The organism is Pelagibacterium sp. (assembly GCF_048264985.1).
Taxonomy (GTDB): domain Bacteria; phylum Pseudomonadota; class Alphaproteobacteria; order Rhizobiales; family Devosiaceae; genus Pelagibacterium.
Genome location: NZ_JBLXCL010000002.1, coordinates 261,992 through 279,735 on the forward strand (window position 1 = coordinate 261,992; position 17,744 = coordinate 279,735).

The 17,744-nt window shown below is 57.7% G+C and carries 16 protein-coding genes; 9 read left to right on the top strand and 7 right to left on the bottom strand.

What is annotated here, in order from left to right; translation table 11 throughout:
• Nucleotides 1–278 precede the first annotated feature (278 nt).
• The 3 genes from ACN0TA_RS10620 (at nucleotide 279) to ACN0TA_RS10630 (ending at nucleotide 3,364) form a co-directional block, all read left to right on the top strand.
• Nucleotides 279–2,603, top strand: coding sequence for an ATP-dependent helicase (locus ACN0TA_RS10620; protein WP_417582639.1), 2,325 nt, complete (start codon nucleotides 279–281; stop codon nucleotides 2,601–2,603).
• Nucleotides 2,604–2,702: 99 nt separating this feature from the next.
• Nucleotides 2,703–3,023 (top strand): heavy metal-binding domain-containing protein, encoded by a 321-nt coding sequence (locus ACN0TA_RS10625; RefSeq protein ID WP_417582641.1) that lies wholly within the window; start codon nucleotides 2,703–2,705, stop codon nucleotides 3,021–3,023.
• Nucleotides 3,024–3,139: 116 nt separating this feature from the next.
• Complete coding sequence (locus ACN0TA_RS10630) at nucleotides 3,140–3,364, top strand: DUF3072 domain-containing protein (protein WP_417582643.1); 225 nt, start codon at nucleotides 3,140–3,142, stop codon at nucleotides 3,362–3,364.
• 47 nt (nucleotides 3,365–3,411) lie between these two features.
• Here ACN0TA_RS10630 and ACN0TA_RS10635 read toward each other — a convergent pair whose 3' ends face one another.
• Nucleotides 3,412–4,182 carry a hypothetical protein gene (locus tag ACN0TA_RS10635; protein WP_417582645.1) on the bottom strand — a complete coding sequence of 257 codons (771 nt, stop codon included), beginning with the start codon at nucleotides 4,180–4,182 and terminating at the stop codon, nucleotides 3,412–3,414.
• Nucleotides 4,183–4,229: 47 nt separating this feature from the next.
• Here ACN0TA_RS10635 and ACN0TA_RS10640 point away from each other — a divergent pair, with 47 nt between their 5' ends.
• From ACN0TA_RS10640 to ACN0TA_RS10650, 3 genes are all read left to right on the top strand, one after another.
• Nucleotides 4,230–4,679 (top strand): MarR family winged helix-turn-helix transcriptional regulator, encoded by a 450-nt coding sequence (locus ACN0TA_RS10640; RefSeq protein WP_417582647.1) that lies wholly within the window; start codon nucleotides 4,230–4,232, stop codon nucleotides 4,677–4,679.
• Between the two features lie 80 nt (nucleotides 4,680–4,759).
• Nucleotides 4,760–5,701, top strand: coding sequence for a GGDEF domain-containing protein (locus ACN0TA_RS10645; RefSeq protein ID WP_417582649.1), 942 nt, complete (start codon nucleotides 4,760–4,762; stop codon nucleotides 5,699–5,701).
• Nucleotides 5,702–5,796: 95 nt separating this feature from the next.
• Nucleotides 5,797–6,498 carry an HAD family hydrolase gene (locus ACN0TA_RS10650; RefSeq protein ID WP_417582651.1) on the top strand — a complete coding sequence of 234 codons (702 nt, stop codon included), beginning with the start codon at nucleotides 5,797–5,799 and terminating at the stop codon, nucleotides 6,496–6,498.
• Between the two features lie 109 nt (nucleotides 6,499–6,607).
• Here the strand turns inward: ACN0TA_RS10650 and ACN0TA_RS10655 are convergent, their stop codons facing one another.
• Both ACN0TA_RS10655 and ACN0TA_RS10660 read right to left on the bottom strand, forming a co-directional pair.
• Entirely contained in the window at nucleotides 6,608–7,450 is an 843-nt protein-coding gene (locus ACN0TA_RS10655; protein ID WP_417582653.1) for an AraC family transcriptional regulator, read from the bottom strand.
• A gap of 236 nt (nucleotides 7,451–7,686) precedes the next feature.
• Nucleotides 7,687–7,980: a putative quinol monooxygenase gene (locus ACN0TA_RS10660; protein ID WP_417582655.1), complete on the bottom strand. Its 294-nt coding sequence runs from the start codon at nucleotides 7,978–7,980 to the stop codon at nucleotides 7,687–7,689.
• A 226-nt stretch (nucleotides 7,981–8,206) separates the two neighbouring features.
• Between ACN0TA_RS10660 and ACN0TA_RS10665 the strand changes: the two genes are divergently transcribed.
• Complete coding sequence (locus ACN0TA_RS10665) at nucleotides 8,207–9,076, top strand: 50S ribosomal protein L11 methyltransferase (protein WP_417582657.1); 870 nt, start codon at nucleotides 8,207–8,209, stop codon at nucleotides 9,074–9,076.
• A 77-nt stretch (nucleotides 9,077–9,153) separates the two neighbouring features.
• On the opposite strand, the gene ACN0TA_RS10670 is transcribed toward ACN0TA_RS10665, so the two are convergent.
• Nucleotides 9,154–9,297, bottom strand: coding sequence for a hypothetical protein (locus ACN0TA_RS10670; RefSeq protein ID WP_350056005.1), 144 nt, complete (start codon nucleotides 9,295–9,297; stop codon nucleotides 9,154–9,156).
• Nucleotides 9,298–9,436: 139 nt separating this feature from the next.
• On the opposite strand from ACN0TA_RS10670, the gene ACN0TA_RS10675 reads away from it, so the two are divergent.
• Nucleotides 9,437–11,260 carry an aminopeptidase P family protein gene (locus ACN0TA_RS10675; RefSeq protein WP_417582660.1) on the top strand — a complete coding sequence of 608 codons (1,824 nt, stop codon included), beginning with the start codon at nucleotides 9,437–9,439 and terminating at the stop codon, nucleotides 11,258–11,260.
• A gap of 29 nt (nucleotides 11,261–11,289) precedes the next feature.
• Nucleotides 11,290–12,213 (top strand): hypothetical protein, encoded by a 924-nt coding sequence (locus ACN0TA_RS10680; RefSeq protein WP_417582662.1) that lies wholly within the window; start codon nucleotides 11,290–11,292, stop codon nucleotides 12,211–12,213.
• Nucleotides 12,214–12,623: 410 nt separating this feature from the next.
• Here ACN0TA_RS10680 and ACN0TA_RS10685 read toward each other — a convergent pair whose 3' ends face one another.
• Genes ACN0TA_RS10685 through recN form a run of 3 tightly spaced genes read right to left on the bottom strand, consistent with a single transcriptional unit; the run spans nucleotide 12,624 to nucleotide 17,712 of the window.
• Nucleotides 12,624–13,886, bottom strand: a complete 1,263-nt coding sequence (locus ACN0TA_RS10685) for a hypothetical protein (RefSeq protein WP_417582664.1) — start codon at nucleotides 13,884–13,886, stop codon at nucleotides 12,624–12,626.
• Nucleotides 13,883–16,027: an NAD-dependent DNA ligase LigA gene (gene ligA, locus ACN0TA_RS10690; RefSeq protein WP_417582666.1), complete on the bottom strand. Its 2,145-nt coding sequence runs from the start codon at nucleotides 16,025–16,027 to the stop codon at nucleotides 13,883–13,885. Before ligA ends, ACN0TA_RS10685 begins: the two co-directional genes overlap by 4 nt.
• 11 nt (nucleotides 16,028–16,038) lie before the next feature.
• Nucleotides 16,039–17,712, bottom strand: a complete 1,674-nt coding sequence (gene recN, locus ACN0TA_RS10695; protein WP_417582668.1) for a DNA repair protein RecN — start codon at nucleotides 17,710–17,712, stop codon at nucleotides 16,039–16,041.
• Nucleotides 17,713–17,744: the final 32 nt, after the last annotated feature.

The window sequence follows — 17,744 nt, forward strand, 5'->3', positions numbered from 1 at the left end:
ATGGTCAACTCAAGCTCAAGGTGACCATTCTTTGCTCCACAAAAAAGCCGAGCCTCGCGCCGACATGGCCGCGCTGGACAGCAATCCCCTAGCAAATGCCACAAGCTAAGTCGATTTCTGCATTGGCTTCTCCCTGATGCGTAAAGCGATCATGCACCGGTCTTAGGCCCGCACCGCTACACTTGCCTGACAGCCGCATTCCGGCCCGCGCATGTACTTTTGCCACCATCGCCACTATATACTTGCCACCAGAACAAAATGAGATTCGTCAACACCTGATGACCGCTGTCCCGCCCCATCGCCCGCAAGGCCCGATCACCTCCCAGTTCGCCGCGCGCGCGCCGGTGTATCTTGATGGGCTCAATGCCGAACAGCGCGAGGCTGTCGAAACCACAGAGGGACCGCTTCTCGTCCTGGCGGGCGCTGGCACCGGCAAGACCCGCGTTCTGACCACCCGCATCGCCCATATTCTCGCCACGCGAAAAGCCCGCGGCAACCAGATCCTCGCGGTGACCTTCACAAACAAGGCCGCCCGCGAGATGAAGGAGCGGATTGGAAAACTCGTTGGCGCCTCAGTCGAAGGCATGCCGTGGCTGGGAACGTTTCACTCTATCGGCGCGCGCCTGATCCGCCGCCACGCCGAACTCGTCGGCCTGCGCCCCGATTTCACGATCCTCGACACCGACGACCAGATCCGCCTCATCAAGCAATTGCTCGCTGCCGAAAACATCGACGAAAAACGCTGGCCCGCCCGCCAGTTCGCCTCAATGATGGATGGCTGGAAAAACCGCGGCCTGCTTCCCAAGGACATCTCCCCTGCCGATGCCGGGTTCTTCGCCAATGGCAAGGGCCAGAAGATCTACAAGGACTATCAGGCCCGGCTCAAAACCCTCAATGCCGCCGATTTCGGCGACCTCCTGCTCGAAGGCATCCGCCTCCTGCGCGAAAACCCTGAAGTTCTCGCTCAGTATCATGACCGCTTCCGCTACATGCTGGTCGATGAGTACCAGGATTCCAATACCGCCCAATATATGTGGCTGCGCCTGCTCGCCCAGTCGCGCGATGGCGTCAACAGCGCGAACATCTGCGTTGTCGGTGATGACGACCAGTCGATCTATGGCTGGCGCGGCGCCGAGGTCGATAACATCTTGCGCTTTGCCAAGGATTTTCCCGGCGCAAAGACAATAAAGCTCGAGCGCAATTACCGCTCGACCTCCAATATCCTGGCCGCCGCCTCCCATCTGATCGCCAATAACGAATCCCGCCTCGGCAAGACGCTCCAGACCGACGTTGGCGACGAGGGCGAAAAGCTCTCGGTGACCAAGGTATGGAGCGGTGCTGAAGAAGCGCGTGAGATCGGCGAAGAGATCGAGCAATATCAGCGCCAGGGCGATCAGCTCAACGATATGGCCATCCTCGTGCGCGCCTCGTTCCAGATGCGCGAATTCGAAGAGCGATTCATTACGCTCGGCCTCAATTATCGCGTTGTAGGCGGCCTTCGCTTTTATGAGCGTAAGGAGGTCCGTGATGCGCTCGCTTACCTGCGTGTTATCGCCAACCCTAACGACGATCTTGCTTTCGAGCGTATGGTCAACGTACCTAAACGCGGCTTCGGCCCCGCTACAATGCAGATTGTTCATGACATTGCGCGTGCCGCAGATATTCCCCTAACTTCTGCCATTCGCGAACTGGTTGAAACCGAAGAGTTAAAACCAAAGCCGCGCAGCACCTTCCGCGAATTGATCCGTCAAATTGACGACTGGGCCAGCCGCCTCCATACAATTCCTCACTATGAGGTCGCCGAGCAGATGCTCGATGAATCCGGCTATACTGAGATGCTTAAGGCCGATAAATCCGCCGACGCCCCCGGTCGGTTAGAAAACCTCAAGGAACTCACTCGCTCGATGGGGGAATTCGATAATCTAGGCGGCTTTCTGGAGCACATTTCGCTAGTCATGGATCGCGACACCGGCGAGGCCGACGACGCCGTCTCGATAATGACACTGCATTCAGCCAAGGGTCTCGAATTCAACACCGTCTTTCTTCCCGGCTGGGAAGAGGGCATCTTTCCACATCAGCGATCACTAGACGAATCCGGCCTTGCCGGTCTCGAGGAAGAACGGCGCTTGGCCTATGTCGGCATAACCCGCGCCCGAAAGCGCTGCCGTATTTCATTCGCTTCTAATCGTATCATCTACGGTCGTGTTCAAGACGCTTTGCCGTCCCGCTTTCTCGATGAGCTTCCACCGGAAGCGATAGAAGTCACCGACACCGGCTCCTCATACGGCGGCTACACCTATGGCGGCCGCGCCACCACACGGTTCGACGATCGCGACCCGTTCGAAAGCGTTTATGAAACCCCCGGCTGGCAACGCGCCCAGCGCCAGCAATCGGCTCGCAAAGGCCCCGGCCCGGTCACCATTGACGGCGATCTGGTCGCCCGCTCCTCCGGCCCTTCGGCTGCTTATGCAGTGGGCGAACGCGTCTTCCACCTCAAGTTCGGTTACGGAACCGTCACCGCCGCCGAAGGCAACAAGCTCTCCATCGATTTCGAAAAGGCCGGACCTAAAAAGGTCCTCGATAGTTTTGTGAAACGGGGATAAGCAGCGCTCTTGATGGCAGGGCCGCGTCCAGGAAGCGTTCCCAGCGGTAATCAGGATGCGTCCCTCCCCAACGTCATTCAAGATTCAAGGACCATCGCCATGCTCATCACCACAACATCTCTCGTCGAAGGCCGCCCCGTCCGTGAGTATCTCGGCCTCGTCGTCGGCGAAGTCATCATCGGCGCCAATATCTTCCGCGATCTTTTTGCCGGCATTCGCGACATCGTCGGCGGCCGCGCCGGTTCGTATGAAAACGCCATGCGCGGCGCCGGCAAGGAGGCCCTGGCCGAACTCGAAGAGGAAGCTCGCGCGCTCGGCGCAGATGCCGTGGTCGGCGTCGATCTCGATTACGAAGTGGTCGGCGAACGCGGCGGCATGCTTATGGTTTCGATCTCGGGAACGGCCGTAAAGCTGGGCTGAAATCCCACCAATTGCGGCAGCAACAAGATTTCTGTTTGACATCGATCAACAGGGGGAACCGCCCCGGTACGCAAAGTGTTTATCTGCATACACTTTAGCTCAGCGGAGTTCCCCCAATGACCGACATTCATCCCGGTATCGCAACAGCAAACCCAGACGCCTTCCGCATCAACGACCACGAGGATTATCAATCCGGTGAAGGTCCGATGTCCGCCTCCCAGGCTGCCGAACTGCTCTGCCTGTCTCAGCGCGCCGAAGAGCCGGATGCCTATGACGACGACCTGACCAGCCTCGAAGCGACGAACCGTATAAAACTCCTGAAACGCAAGCTCGACGGATAAATCCCTTCTGACGATCGTTGAGCGGAACGGTGGCCCTGCCGGTAGCGCTAAGCCAGCTTATACAGTACCGGCATCGGCGCTGTGTGATTGGCATCGAAATTGGCCAGCACATAACTGCGGAATGAGGGCTTGAACAAAAGGCTGGGCAACACATCGGCCAGCCTGTCCCAACGGCAATGGTTGATCAGCGTAAGCCCGCCCGAATGATCGGCGTCCGGCAGCAACAGCGTCGAATTGTCGAGTCCGGTCTGGTCGGCAAACCATCCGGCGGTATATTCCCACACGGCCAAATTCTGCTCCCGGCCTTCAGCCAGGAAATAATTGAACAGAAACACGCCGTCGCGTCCGTGGTCGACCGGCCCGATGCGGCGGGCGTTCTGGCCAACAATCACTTCGGCGCGTTTTGCGCCCGCCCGTCCCTGGTCTTCCAGCGCGGCAAATTGGGGCGTCGCAAGCAAGGTCCTCGCGCGCTCGGGCGTTCCGGTTTCAATCAGAACGACAACATCGAACCGGGCCTGCGCCACGTCCGGACGCGCCTGTTTGTAGCGCCCTTCGCCGGGCGGCACGACCAGCGCCTTGAACACCACCACCTTATGAACCCCGACAAGCCCTCTTAGCTCGTCCGCCAGCCTTTTGAGGTCCTCCAATAGCCGCGTCTTGCTGGCACTCTGGACAAGAAAGAATGGCAGGCGGCTGTGATCGACTTCAAGCGCTAAGACGATATAACCGTACCCATTGGGTTCGATCAGCTCGATCTTGGGAAACCGACCGGCTTCACCGACGATCGTGAGAGCGCCCGTTTTGACAATCGTATTCATGAGTGCACCTTTGCGTGCTGTCTACATATGGTGTAATATACACACAAATGTTCGACTATCAAGCTGCCACGCCCCATTGGGTCAATCGCCTGTCGTTTCTCATCCGCGCCGAAGTGCAGCAGCGCTTTAAGGCGGCCGGCCACGCCATAACGGCCGAGGAATGGGCAATGCTCATGATGCTATGGGCCCAAGCCCCACAATCAATGGGCCAGCTAGCCGCCACGTCCTTGCGCGATCGCACTACGGTCACCCGGCTCATCGATTCCATGGTTGCCAAGGACCTGCTCCAACGCACCGCCGACCCCAAGGACCGCCGCACGGTCCTGGTCGATCTCGGGCCGAGGGGCCGGGCCCTTCAAGCCCCGCTCACCGCTATCGTCAGCGATTTCATAGCCCAGTCAACAAAAGGGCTTTCGCCCGATGAAATCGCCGTTGCTAACACCGTGCTCAAGAAGATGACGGCAAACATTCTCGGTGAAGACAACGCGCTCGATTAAACGCAACATTTACTCACCGATGCCAAGGTGCAGACTTCGCCGCCCTCAGTTGGGGCCGGTTGTGTCCGGGACCGGAGCCTATGAAGAACATACACTTGCAAGAGACGTTCAGGCCCGCTCCAAGCACCAACGATATCGGCAAACCTGATGCTGCACTGAACCTTTACGATCAGGCCGCATCAATAGTTCCCATGGGTGCCTTCTCATGCGATCTCGCCAGCGAACGGTTAAGCTGGACCGGCGGAGTTCTCGATATTTTTGGCCTGTCGAGCGAACACACGCCCGAACGTCAGGCAACCGTCGAGATGTACACCGAGGCATCGCGCGAAGCGCTCTCACGCAAACGCTCGCACGCCATAGCGTCCCGGTCTGGCTTTTCGCTCGATGCCAGCATCATTCGCCCCGACGGCGCCGAACGCTGGATACGGATCAACGCCGCTGTACGCAGTGTCAATGGCAGGGCGACGACGCTTTATGGCATGAAGCAGGACATAACTGAGGATCGCGCACGTTGGGAAACCCTGCGCGCCCAAGCCGAATGCGATCCACTGACCGGCGTTGCCAATCGTCTGCGCTTCCAGCGTTTCCTGGAGCGCCCCAATGACGAGCCGGTTCTCGAGCGTATTGGCGCACTGATCCTTTTCGATCTCGATGGGTTCAAGCAGATCAATGACCGTTGGGGTCACGCCGCTGGCGATGCGTGCCTGGTTGCCTTTGGAGATCGTCTCAAAACAGCCTTTCCCCAGGCTCGTCTCGTCTCGCGCATCGGCGGCGACGAGTTTGCAGTTCTTCTTCCTCCGCTCGGCGCCCAAGGCAAAGCCGAGCGTGCCGTCCGCTGGATTACCCGCAGCCTGCTCGGCCCTGTCAAATGGAATGGGGAACGCCTGCCAATCAGCGCATCGCTAGGCATGGCATTCGCATCCGAGCACACCGAGTTCAACCCTCAGGCATTGTTCGTCACTGCAGACAGAGCGCTCTACGAAGCCAAAAAAGGCAGATCGACTATCTCCGACTGCGCCTGATTTCAGCATCTGCTCGGAATCACCCTCGCGCCATCAACGCCCTTCTCGCTTCATCCACTCTTTCCCGGTCAGTCAGATCGTGGCACATAGCCCCCATGAGCGCACTGACAACCATCGGCTTTGACGCCGACGACACCCTTTGGGAAAACGAGCATTTTTTCCGGCTCACCGAAGCCCATTTCACCGAATTGCTCTCCGATTATGCCGAGCCTGAACATCTCGCTTCGCGTCTGCTCGATGCAGAAAAGCGCAACCTCGCCCATTACGGTTTCGGGATAAAGGGGTTCACCCTGTCAATGATTGAAACGGCAATCGAGATCACAAATGGCAAGGTGCCTGGCGATATCATTGGTCGCATCGTCTCCGCGGGCCGCGAAATGCTCAGCCACCCCGTCGATACCCTGCCTCACGTTCACGATACGCTCGAAGCGTTGACGGCGGGTCATACGCTCGTCCTCATCACAAAGGGCGATCTCTTTGATCAAGAGCGCAAGCTGGCCCAATCTGGTCTCGGCGATTTCTTCAACGCCGTCGAGATTGTCTCAGACAAATCGGCTGCCACCTATTCGACCGCCTTCGCCCGGCACGGCGATGGCCCTGAACACGCCATGATGGTAGGAAACTCCCTCCGCTCGGACGTCCTCCCCGCCCTTGAGGCGGGCGGATGGGGCACTTACGTCCCCCACGCGCTCACTTGGGACTATGAACGTGCCGAAGAACCCGACAACGCCCCCCGTTTCACCAAAATCGAAACGTTGGCCGAACTGCCGCCCTTGATCGACAGTCTCAAGCGCTAGAGCCAGCCCGCTTTGGCGCGATCTGCCTCCTTTCTCAACCCCTCGCCTTCTGTCATCCCGGACCCGGCCAATCCATTCCAATCACCGGCAGCAGTTGAAGACCTGCGTCTTAGTCCTTGATCGGAATCCAGATTTCCAACCCGCCATGTCCGGTTCTAGGGTCGAACTTTTCGTCATAAAGCTCAAACATCGGCGCATCGCCTTCGGGCGTTTCGGGACTTGCCGGCATATACTGGCTCCAGATGGCATTCATGGTGTGCCGCAAATCCGAGATATGCCCCTTGTGCGAAAAGACGAGATAGGGTCGGGCAGACAGCTTGATGACCTCTAGTTCGCCCGGCACGTCATGCGGCTGCGCCACCGCAACCCCGCAGGTATAGCGAAAGGTCCCCTCGGTCTCGTTGAACCCGTCGCACACCCCATACCAGAGGCCCTTTTGCTCGCCCAGACTGCCCTCGAAGGGCTGAAAATCCACCCATTGCGCAGGGATGCCCCCGACCTCTTGATATTTGTACCGTCGGCTGAGCCCGACGATAGTTAGCGGCCCGCTCTTCACGCGCCGCGGTTCTGCCAGTTCAATTGTCGTCACGTTTGCTCTGTCCATTCTGATGGGCTCCACAAGCAGGGTTTGATCCACCGCGCCTCCATCCCGCACCGTCTCGGGCGTTACACCGAACCGGTCGCGAAAAGCGCGCGTAAAGGCTTCATGGGACCCGTATCCGGCTTCGAGCGCCACATCGAGTATGCTTGGCGCGCCCGCTGCAAGCTGCCGGGCCGCTTCGGTCAGCCGCCGGCCCCGCAGATAGTCGATGACCGGGAATCCTGTTGCAGCCGCAAAGCCGCGGCACATGTGGAATCGCGACACCCCGCAGGTCACCGCGATGTCATCGAGCCCAACCCCTTTGCGGAAATTGCTCTCGATATACCAGATCACCTTGCCCACGAACCGCACGACAGTATCCCTTGATGCCTTTACAGCCCCGACAGTGCGCCAGCGGTCACGCCCCGGCTTGACCGCGCTTGCGCATTTTGCTCGCGGCTGTCGAGACAGCTGTGGTGCCCGACCTCCCCGAGCTTTCCCGGCGAAAGCCGGGGTCCAAGGGGCCGCCAGAGACACCGGTCTTTCGGCTTATGCTGCCGCAACCCACAGGATAGACGGCAACAGCTTCGGCCAGCGCTCAGACTAGTCTACAGCCCGAGCCCACCCACGGGCTCTGTCTCGAACCGGTTGTCGAACCCTGCAATCAACGGTCGCGCCTGGGCAATCGCATCCTGCACCGCCGTCAGGTCCAACGACGCCTTGTGACTTTCAGAATCATCCCAGACCTCGGTCACCCAGATCCCGTCAGGATGTTCCTTGCATCGCGCAACGATATAGCTATGGCACCCTGGCATCCGCCCACCGGCGCTTTCTTTCAGTATAGCCATTAACTCCTCGCGCCGCCCCTCCGTCGCGATCATTCGCCCGATCAATCCGTACATCTTTCCTCCAAACTCCCGGTTGGCGAGATCATGCCCATCATTTCGCCGGGCATACAACACTCGCGCGTCCCGCCCTTGATGGCAATTTTGAACCGGTTTCGAACATTCGCCAATTTAGAACAGAAATGGAACACAACTTCACTCAAGTCCATAGCTTTTACCGCCATTGTTGACTTATTGGCGTGCGCGTTTCACAACCCGCGCCAGTCCAGCGAAAGTGACAGAAATGCCTCAGGATCAGATCTCCACCCCACTCACCAAGGACCAGGCCTACGCTCTGGTTGACGCTGTGATGGATCGCGACGAACTGGCCCTGACAGCGTCGGCTCATGAAAATGAAGACACCGGCGAATGGGTTTTCCAGGCCACCTGTGATAGCCCGCCTGACATGGTGGCTTTTGAAGCGCTCGCCCGCGAGATACTGGGTGGGGAAGTCGGTTTCGCCGTTGATCCAATTGATGAAAATGCCGATTGGGTCGCGCACTCACTGGAGGGCTTAAAGCCGGTGACCGCCGGGGGTTTCTACGTTTATGGGAGCCATGAAACAGGCACACTGCCCCGCGGCGTCATCCCGATCCGCATCGATGCCGCTCAGGCATTTGGCACCGGTCACCATGAAACGACAACGGGTTGTCTTGAAGCGATCGAGCGTGTTCTTAAACGCAAGAAGCCTATCCGCCCGATCGACGTGGGCACCGGCACCGGCATTCTGGCCATAGCCGTCGCCAAGCGCCGCAAACTGCCGGTGATAGCCTCCGACATCGACCCGCTCGCAGTCCGCATTACCAACGAAAACGCCCGCGCCAACGGCGTTTCCCACATGATCGTCGCTGTTGATGCCGCTGGCGTTGATCATACGACCATAAGGGGCAACGCGCCATACGACCTCATCATCGCCAATATCCTGGCCGGGCCGTTGGTAGAACTCTCGCCCGACATCGGCCGCATCGCCGAACGCGGCGCAGCCATTATCCTCTCGGGCCTGCTCAACACACAGGCCCAGCGCGTCATCGCCGCCTACAACAGGCAGGGCATGGTCTTGAAAGACCGTGTTGTTCGCAAGGACTGGACGACGCTAATTCTGGAAAAAGCATAACAAAAAGCCCCGGCGGCAGGGATGCCGTAGGGGCTCATGTCACGGTAATGTCTGGGACAATTCAGCCCCAGGCGACCCTATTCGGCCGAGCCTTTTTTGGACGTGCCGAAGTCACACCCGTAAATCCGCGTATAACGATCAACCTGACGCGCCGCTTCACGGCTGCGGGCTTCGATCATGGCATCGAGTGCCTTGCGGAAGAAGCTCTTGTCTTCAACCATTTCGTCTCTCCTTGATTGGCAGTTTCGGGTAACCTTGCCCTCGAGACAATAGATAGAGCCATTCGCTTCTGTTAGTTAGACCTCAAAATGAGACCCAGCCATGCCGGAAGCGCATGGACGGTTAACGAGAAAGTCCATCATGCCCGAATACGCTGCAATTCCCGACGCCCTATTCCAGTCATTTGACGAGAAATCCGATCCCGCTCAAGTTGCGCCTCGACTGGATGCCTTGCGCACCAGCTTTACCCCACTCGGTATCGACGGATTCCTCATCCCACGCACAGATGTGCATCAGGGAGAGTATGTGCCTGAATGTGAAGCCCGGCTGGCCTATATGACCGGGTTTACAGGCTCGGCGGGCATGGCGCTGGTCACAAAGGACACCGCTGCTCTCTTCGTCGATGGTCGCTACACGCTCCAGGCTCCCGCCCAGACCGACACGAATTTGGTTTCGGTACACGACACCACAACGACGAACCCCGGAGAGTGGATGGCCAGCCATTTGCCCGAAGGCAGCCGTATAGGGTTCGATCCCTGGCTCCACACACCTGGTCGTATCGCAGCACTGCGCGAGGCGCTGAAAGTCAAGATTGAGCTCGTCGCGGTCACAAACCCGATCGATGGCATATGGGAAGATCGCCCCGGCGCACCAACCGGTCCACTTGAAGTGCTGGGAGATAACCGTACTGGAAAGTCGGCTCAGGATAAGCTCGCCGACCTTCGCACTGCCATGACCGTCGAGGGCGCGGATACCGTTATCCTCACCCTCCCGGAATCTATCTGCTGGTTGTTCAACATCCGCGGCCGCGACGTCCCTCACAACCCCTTCGTACTCAGCTTCGCCCTCGTTCCGGCAAAAGGAAAACCGACGCTTTTCCTGGCCGATAACAAGCTTACCGACGAAAATCGAGCCGCGCTGTCCCATGTTGCCGAACTCGCTTCGAAAGACACATTTGAAGGCGCATTGGCCCAGTGCGCGGCTGATAAAAGCAACGTATGGTTCGACCCTGAGACAGCGCCCTTTCAGGTCAAGGCAGTGCTCACGCAAGGCGCCAAGCTGATTGAAAAGCGCGACCCCATTCTTTTGCCAAAAGCCAAGAAGAATGAAGTCGAGTTGGCTGGCATGCGCGAAGCGCAAACGCTCGATGGCATAGCCCTTGCCAAATTTCTGGCGTGGTTCGATGAAGCTGCTCCGCGTGGTGGGCTGACCGAGATCGACATCGTAAAGATGCTGGAAGCCTTCAGACGTGAAGAAAGCACGGCAGTCGATGTGAGTTTTGAGACAATTTCCGGCTCCGGCCCCAACGGCGCCATCGTTCATTATCGGGTGTCAGAAAAGACCAATCGCACACTTGAGCCAGGCGATCTCATGCTTGTGGATTCTGGTGCCCAATATCTCTCTGGCACAACCGATATTACGCGCACAATGGCCACGGGACCGGTTAGCGCGCAGCAGAAAGACCACTTTACACGCGTGCTGAAAGGCATGATTGCCATCACCCGCACACGCTTCCCAAAGGGCGCAAACGGCGCCCATATCGACGCGTTCGCCAGGCAGTTTCTCTGGCAAGCGGGGCTGGACTATAAGCATGGCACCGGCCACGGCGTTGGTGCTTTTCTGTCAGTGCATGAGGGCCCTGCAAACATTTCGCCAAAGGGTAATGTGCCTTTCGAGCCTGGCATGATCCTCTCCAACGAGCCAGGTTTCTACCTCACCGGGCACTACGGCATCCGCATCGAGAACCTGATTGCCGTGCATGAGAGTGAGGTCGCCCCAGGCTTCTACGAATTTGAAACGCTTACGCTCACGCCAATCGATCGACGTCTGATCGATATAGGCTTGCTCGATGCGACCGAACTTGACTGGCTCAATGCCTACCACGCGCGCACCGCTCGCGAGATAGGTCCGCACCTCGACGAGAACACGCGTAACTGGCTCGAGCAGGCCACAGCGCCATTGTGAACAAACCGAGCCGGACCTATCGTGGCTTAATGACTTTTGATGCCAAGACAGCCAGGAACTGGTCCTCGCTCAACCATCAGATGGCGCTTGCTGAGCGGCATTTTGGTCCGGCGGGCGAAGCAATGATTGCCCGCTGGCTATGTAAAGAGATCGAACGGTGTAATGATCCGGAATTTAGTCGGCTGTTTTCCGACTACATAGTATTGGATGGCATTGTGCAGGCCGACTACAATCACCGCTTGGTCAGGTCGCGGCACGGCGAAATGCTGGCGGGAATACGTTTTTACCGGCGCAATGTCGCTCACCCGTTCATCGAAGTCATCGCTCACAGCTTTTCAGATCTTAACGCGCTCAAGGGCGCAGTTGCATCTGAATGGAGTAGCTTCACCCCCGCCCATCTGCGTTTGACTGCTCCTGCACAGAGCCTTCCGACACGTGATGCCCTTTTAGACATATCGATCCATTTTGCCAGCTACGCCGAAATGGCAGAGACAGGTCTAGCGCCAGTTGACCTCGCGCGTTGGGACCAAGTTGAAGCAGCAGCTACAAAGGCAAGGGATGTCTATGATGAGCTTTTCCAAGATAACCCGGAGCTTGACCAAGCAATTGATGCTGCTCAATTTTCCGACCTAGAAAGCTGCCGCCAAGCGGGCGGTCTATACGCAATCTGCCCGGGGCTCGGCGATCTCTTTGCAGGCATACTAGCTGTGCGACCGGCCAGTATCGACTGGATCGAAGGCGACGAGATTGTGGAAGAATTTATTCTGCCCCAATTGCGGGGCAAGGGGCTTGCCGCAAGAGCGCAGCACACGCTCGCTCTGGAACGCCAGGCGCGCAAGACAGCTCTGATAGGTACAATCGATAGGCGTAATGGCGCTTCGAGGCAAACAGCGATCCACGCCGGCAGGCCAGAGCGTTTAAGAAAAGTATTTTTGCCGCTGGATCAACCATGACCTCAGCGAAGCACTTTGACCGGAATTCACTCTTCCGGTCCAGGAGGCATCTGATGCCGACCATCAAAACGAGATATCTCCAGTCTAAATACATCGACACCAATAAGGCAGCGGGCATTGACCGATATCCGGTCTCGGTAACCGGTGCGCACCAACGCTGTACCGCAGGTGGGACAGAAATGATGGCCGCCATCCAAGTCGCGCCATAAATACACAGTCAATCGACGCTTCTGAGTTACCAACCGGACAGACTCCACTGGCACCTTCCAATGGATAAACCCAGACCGCGCGCACGTCGAACAATTGCATTCCAACAGTGTGCCGATCTCGTGATCGACCTCGAGTTCAACGTCACCGCAATGGCAGGAAAGCCTGTGTAGATCCGCCATCTGCCGACTCCCTGTCTCGTGCTAGTTAAACCACGCAGCATAATTCCAGATAGAACCACCAAATACCGTATTTGCAGCATCGAAAGTTTGAGCGTCCGCAATCTCGCCCGACTTCAGATAGGGCAGCGCGTCGCTTCCTGTGAGCAGCAGTACCGCATCGGTCCGCTCCGCAGTCTCAAACCATGCGAGAAGATCGAAACCAAGGTTTTCATAACGCCAATGCGGCAAGAGCAATTCGCCGTTCAAAATGGCTTCGGAAACATCCAATGTTTCACGCCAGGCTTCAACCATTGCTTTGGTCACTGTCATTTGCGGTGCAAGAGGGGTTTGGTAGGGCGAGGGAACGAATTCGAGATGGTCATCGGTTTCCGCAAGGATCGCGTTCCAGTTTTGCCGCGATAGCTCAATTATGCTGACCATGCGATCTTTGACCCCCATCAACCGCTCACGGTCGATAACGGGCCAGTTCAACGTATGGACAATTGCAATGGCATCCGCCAACAACGCATCGCTGTCGCGGTCCATAAAGAGCTGGCCGCCATCGGGATAGGTCTCCATAGGCAACTCAGCACCCGGAAACAGCCGGTGCATCCCAGCGTTGAAGAAATCCTCAAAATCATGAGCCAGGAAAAAATCTGATGGGATCGCAAGGATGTGCGCATACCCGGCCAGCCAGATTGCATCCGAATTATCGAGCGCAAACGTCGTTGCAGGAAGCCCAAGGTCGGGCGCAACGCCCGAGTCCAAGTCCAACCTCTGCCCGGCACTCGATGCCATGGCTAGGAACGCGCCCACCGTTTCTTCGTCATCCGCCTCACCATCCCCATTGATGTCGATGCGTATGCGCGTCACGTCGATCTCTATGGCAAACTCGCCTTCGCTCGCCGTCAACAATGCAGACACCGCCGCATCCATTTGGTTCGAGAACTGGGCCAGATAGCCGCGCAATTGAGCGTAAGTAAGCGGCTCAGGAACTCTCTCCTGATCAGTGTCGTCCCATGCCAATCCGAATAAAGGACCAACCGCGATACCGCGTTCCGGGTTAAACCCATGAGCATAAAGCGGCTGAACCAAACTTTCGATGGCCGAGAAAAAGGTAAGGATGCCGACGCCAAATGCAGCACTGGCGTCATTATCGGCTCTTGCTTCCAGAACGGCCAGCCCTTCGGCCAATCGTCCACTGTAAAGGTGATCGCGCAACATTTCGGCGGAGCCTTCCTGGGCATTGGCGCCTGCGATAGCACCAAAAAACACGAGGCCCGCAAGCCAGACTTTAGCCATCATGCCTGCCCTGTCCTTTCGAACCACTCGTCTTCAGAAATCACCTCAACGCCCAAACTTTCGGCCTGCTTTAGCTTGCTTCCGGCTCCCGGCCCCGCCACGACCAGATCGGTCTTGGCAGACACGGATCCTGACACTTTTGCGCCCATTCGCTCGGCCATGGCCTTGGCCTCCGTGCGTGACATGCGCTCTAGACTACCAGTAAACACCACGACCTTTCCTGCCACCACGCTGTCCTGCGAAACGCTAACCCGATATTCTTTCGGGTTGACCTCCGCCAGCAAGGCTTCGATGGCCTTTTCATTGCGCTCATTTGCAAAAAAGCCGGTCACCGACTGTACAACAGTGTCCCCGATCCCATCGATCCCAAGCAAGGTGTCATAAGCCTCCTCATCGCCCTTTCCAGCACGAAAGGCCATTTCCTGAAAGACCTCAAAACGGGCAAACGTTTTCGCGAAAAGCGTAGCAGTGGTTTCCCCGACATGACGAATACCCAATGCAAAAATAAATCGATCAAGGTCCGGCTCGCGTCTCGCATCGATGGCGGCAAAGAGTTTCTTTGCCGATGTTTCGCCCCAGCCCTCCTGGTCTTTGAGCCTCTTGAGGCTTTGGACATCTCTCGCGGACAGCGTAAAAATATCAGCAGGCTCTTTTATCCTGCCCTCGGCATGGAACGCAGCAATCTGCTTGTCGCCAAGACCATCGATATCAAGCGCATTGCGAGAAACGAAATGCTTTAAGTTTTCCACGGCCTGTGCCGGACAGATCAATTCCCCGGTGCACCGCCGTCGCGCATCGAGCTTGCCGGTTTTTGGATTGACCTCCCGCACCGCCTCGGAGCCGCACTCAGGGCAGACATGGGGAAATTCAAATGGTTTGGAGTCCGCCGGTCGCTTATCGGGCGCCACGGCCACGATCTGCGGTATCACGTCGCCAGCCCGTTGCACGATCACCGTGTCTCCCGCGCGGATGTCGTACCCATCACGTATGGTTGCACCAAAGCTGTCGCGTCCCGCTATATAGTCCTCATTGTGAAGTGTTGCGTTTTCCACAACCACACCGCCCACGGTAACTGGCTGCAATCTTGCGACCGGTGTCAGGGTTCCAGTGCGCCCAACTTGGATATCGATCTTGTGCAGAATGGTTGTTGCCTGTTCGGCTGGAAATTTATGCGCGATCGCCCAGCGTGGCGCCCGTGCGACAAAGCCCCAGCGCTGCTGCAGATCAAGCCTGTCGAGCTTGTACACAACGCCGTCGATGTCATAGCCCAACGTCGACCGTTGCTCCTCTATCGACCTGTAGTGACTGAGCAATTCCTCAATTTCCGTAGCGCGGATCATGAGCGGGTTGATGGCGAAACCCCACTCGCCCAGTCTTTGAACAGCCTCATACTGCGTGTTTGCAATCGGCGCGCTCACCTGCCCCCAGGCATAGGCAAAGAATTTCAGATTACGCTTGGCCGTAACCGAAGCGTCTTTCTGACGTAACGAACCCGCAGCGGTATTGCGCGGATTGACGTAATCCTGACCGCCCTCCTCCGCCGAGCGCCTCTTGAGCGCCGCGAAATCGGCGTGGGTCATATAGACCTCGCCGCGTACCTCGAGCACATCGGGCCAGCCTGAACCGATAAGCTTTTTCGGAATATCGCCAATCGTTTTGAGGTTTTCGGTAATGTCCTCGCCTTCCGAGCCATCGCCCCGCGTTGCACCGCGAACAAACGCGCCATTTTCATAGCGCAGCGAAGCGGAAAGTCCGTCGATTTTCGGCTCCGCCGTAAAAGCCAGCTCAAGATCTTTATCACGCTCGAAGAATTTGCGTCCGCGCTGCACGAAATCTTCAACATCCGCATCATCAAAAGCGTTGCCAAGCGAAAGCATGGGCACAGCGTGCCTTACTTTGGCAAAGCCCTCGACCGGCGCCGCGCCTACACGCTCGGATAACGAATCGGCGCGTCGCAACTCGGGAAATTCTGTTTCGATTTCTACGTAGCGGAGCCGCGCCGCATCATACTCGGCATCGGTCAGCTCCGGGGCATCTTCCTGGTAGTAGGCCCTATCCGCCTTTTCAATCAGCCCATGCAGACGGTCGAGTTCAACCTTGGCAACTTCAAGCGATAAATCTGCAACCGCCACATCGATACTCACTGCATTTGCTCCTAGACGCCGACTTCGCGCATCAATCGCTGCGCCGCCGCGCGCGCTTCTTCGGTGATCGTTGCCCCGGCTAACATCCGCGCGACCTCTTCTCCGCGCGTTGCAATATCGAGCGGTCGCACATGTGTGCGCATGAACGCCCCCTCTTCTATCGCCTGTTTCTCAATCAGCAAATGTGTCTGCGCCCGTGCTGCGACCTGGGGCGCGTGAGTAACTGTCAACACCTGGACTGATTGTGCCAGCCGAGCCAAACGCTTACCGATGGCATCGGCAACGGCGCCGCCCACGCCCGTATCGATTTCGTCGAAGATGAGCACCGGCACCGAGCCCTTATCGGCAAGAACAACCTTGAGTGCCAAAAGAAACCGGGACAGCTCGCCCCCAGAGGCCACCTTCATCATCGGCCCCGGCGTCGTACCTGGATTGGTCTGCACATGAAAGGCTATCTGGTCGATGCCATGCGGCGATACCCTGTCGGAATCCACCTGCCTGTCGACTATGAATTTGGCAGCCCCCAACTTGAGATCGGGCAATTCGGCTTCCACAGCCTCACTCAAAGCACCAGCCGCCTTTTCGCGCATGCGAGAGAGCTTATCCGCATATTTTCGGTAATCGGCATCAGCTGTCCTGAATTCAGCCTCAAGCGCCAACAAGGTCTCAGCGCCCGACTCCAGCGCTTCGATATCGCCTTCATATTTGGCCAAGACCTCGGCCAGTGCATCGGGCTCGACTTGATGCTTACGGGCAGCAGCGCGCAGAGCAAAAAGCCGTTCCTCGACCTGCTCAAGCTCGCGCGGGTCGAACGCCATCTCCCGCCGGATCGATTCCAAAGCCTCACTTGCGGTGTCCAACGCAACAAGCGCCTGATCGACAGCATCGGCCATCGGCGCGAACAATGCAGCCTCGGCGTCAGATTTACGAGTCAGCCGACGCAACAGCATGGCAAGCGTCGGTCCGGGCGCATTGGTGCCGTTGAGTATCTCATCGGCGTCATTGACCTCACTGGCTGCCTTTTCAAGTCCCATCAGCCATTGCCTGCGATCCGAAAGCGTGACTTCCTCTCCAGCCTCTGGTCTAAGAGACGATAACTCTTCAATCACGTGCCGCGCATAGTCTTCTTCGCGTGCTGCCTGCTCAACACGCGCCTGCTGTACGTCGACTGCCTTCTTGGCTGCCATCAGCCGCCCGTGAGCCGCCGCCACCGCGCCAATTTCGGCTTCATAACCTCCGAAGCTATCGAGCAAAACGCGGTGGGTCGCAGCATCGACAAGCGCACGATCGTCATGCTGACCGTGGATCTCGACCAACAGGGCGCCAATAGACTTTAGAAGGCCAGCAGATACCGGTTGATCGTTGATGAAGGCCCGAGTACGCCCGTCAGCATGCTGAACGCGTCGCAGGATGATCTCAGCATCATCCTCAATCTCATTTTCACGCAACAAGACACGCGCCGGGTGGCTCTGCGGCAGTGCGAGAACCGCTACCACCTGCCCGCTCTCGGCACCCTTGCGCACCAGCGCGGCATCGCCCCGCCCCCCGAGCGCAAGTGTGAGAGCATCGAGCAAAATCGATTTGCCGGCGCCAGTCTCGCCGGTCAATACCGTCATTCCCGCCTCGAACGCGAGATCGAGTTGATCGATCAGAACGATGTTGCGGACCGAAAGCGTATTCAGCATCGCTCTCGTCTCTCCCATCCGATTGGTGGTCC

Bases quoted from the DNA above. Each gene is read 5' to 3' on its own strand.
- ACN0TA_RS10620 (WP_417582639.1), top strand. From the start codon at position 279: ATGACCGCTGTCCCGCCCCATCGCCCGCAAGGCCCGATCACCTCCCAG.
- ACN0TA_RS10625 (WP_417582641.1), top strand. From the start codon at position 2,703: ATGCTCATCACCACAACATCTCTCGTCGAAGGCCGCCCCGTCCGTGAG.
- ACN0TA_RS10630 (WP_417582643.1), top strand. From the start codon at position 3,140: ATGACCGACATTCATCCCGGTATCGCAACAGCAAACCCAGACGCCTTC.
- ACN0TA_RS10635 (WP_417582645.1), bottom strand. From the start codon at position 4,182: ATGAATACGATTGTCAAAACGGGCGCTCTCACGATCGTCGGTGAAGCC.
- ACN0TA_RS10640 (WP_417582647.1), top strand. From the start codon at position 4,230: ATGTTCGACTATCAAGCTGCCACGCCCCATTGGGTCAATCGCCTGTCG.
- ACN0TA_RS10645 (WP_417582649.1), top strand. From the start codon at position 4,760: ATGAAGAACATACACTTGCAAGAGACGTTCAGGCCCGCTCCAAGCACC.
- ACN0TA_RS10650 (WP_417582651.1), top strand. From the start codon at position 5,797: ATGAGCGCACTGACAACCATCGGCTTTGACGCCGACGACACCCTTTGG.
- ACN0TA_RS10660 (WP_417582655.1), bottom strand. From the start codon at position 7,980: ATGTACGGATTGATCGGGCGAATGATCGCGACGGAGGGGCGGCGCGAG.
- ACN0TA_RS10665 (WP_417582657.1), top strand. From the start codon at position 8,207: ATGCCTCAGGATCAGATCTCCACCCCACTCACCAAGGACCAGGCCTAC.
- ACN0TA_RS10670 (WP_350056005.1), bottom strand. From the start codon at position 9,297: ATGGTTGAAGACAAGAGCTTCTTCCGCAAGGCACTCGATGCCATGATC.
- ACN0TA_RS10675 (WP_417582660.1), top strand. From the start codon at position 9,437: ATGCCCGAATACGCTGCAATTCCCGACGCCCTATTCCAGTCATTTGAC.
- ACN0TA_RS10680 (WP_417582662.1), top strand. From the start codon at position 11,290: ATGACTTTTGATGCCAAGACAGCCAGGAACTGGTCCTCGCTCAACCAT.
- ACN0TA_RS10685 (WP_417582664.1), bottom strand. From the start codon at position 13,886: ATGATGGCTAAAGTCTGGCTTGCGGGCCTCGTGTTTTTTGGTGCTATC.
- recN (WP_417582668.1), bottom strand. From the start codon at position 17,712: ATGCTGAATACGCTTTCGGTCCGCAACATCGTTCTGATCGATCAACTC.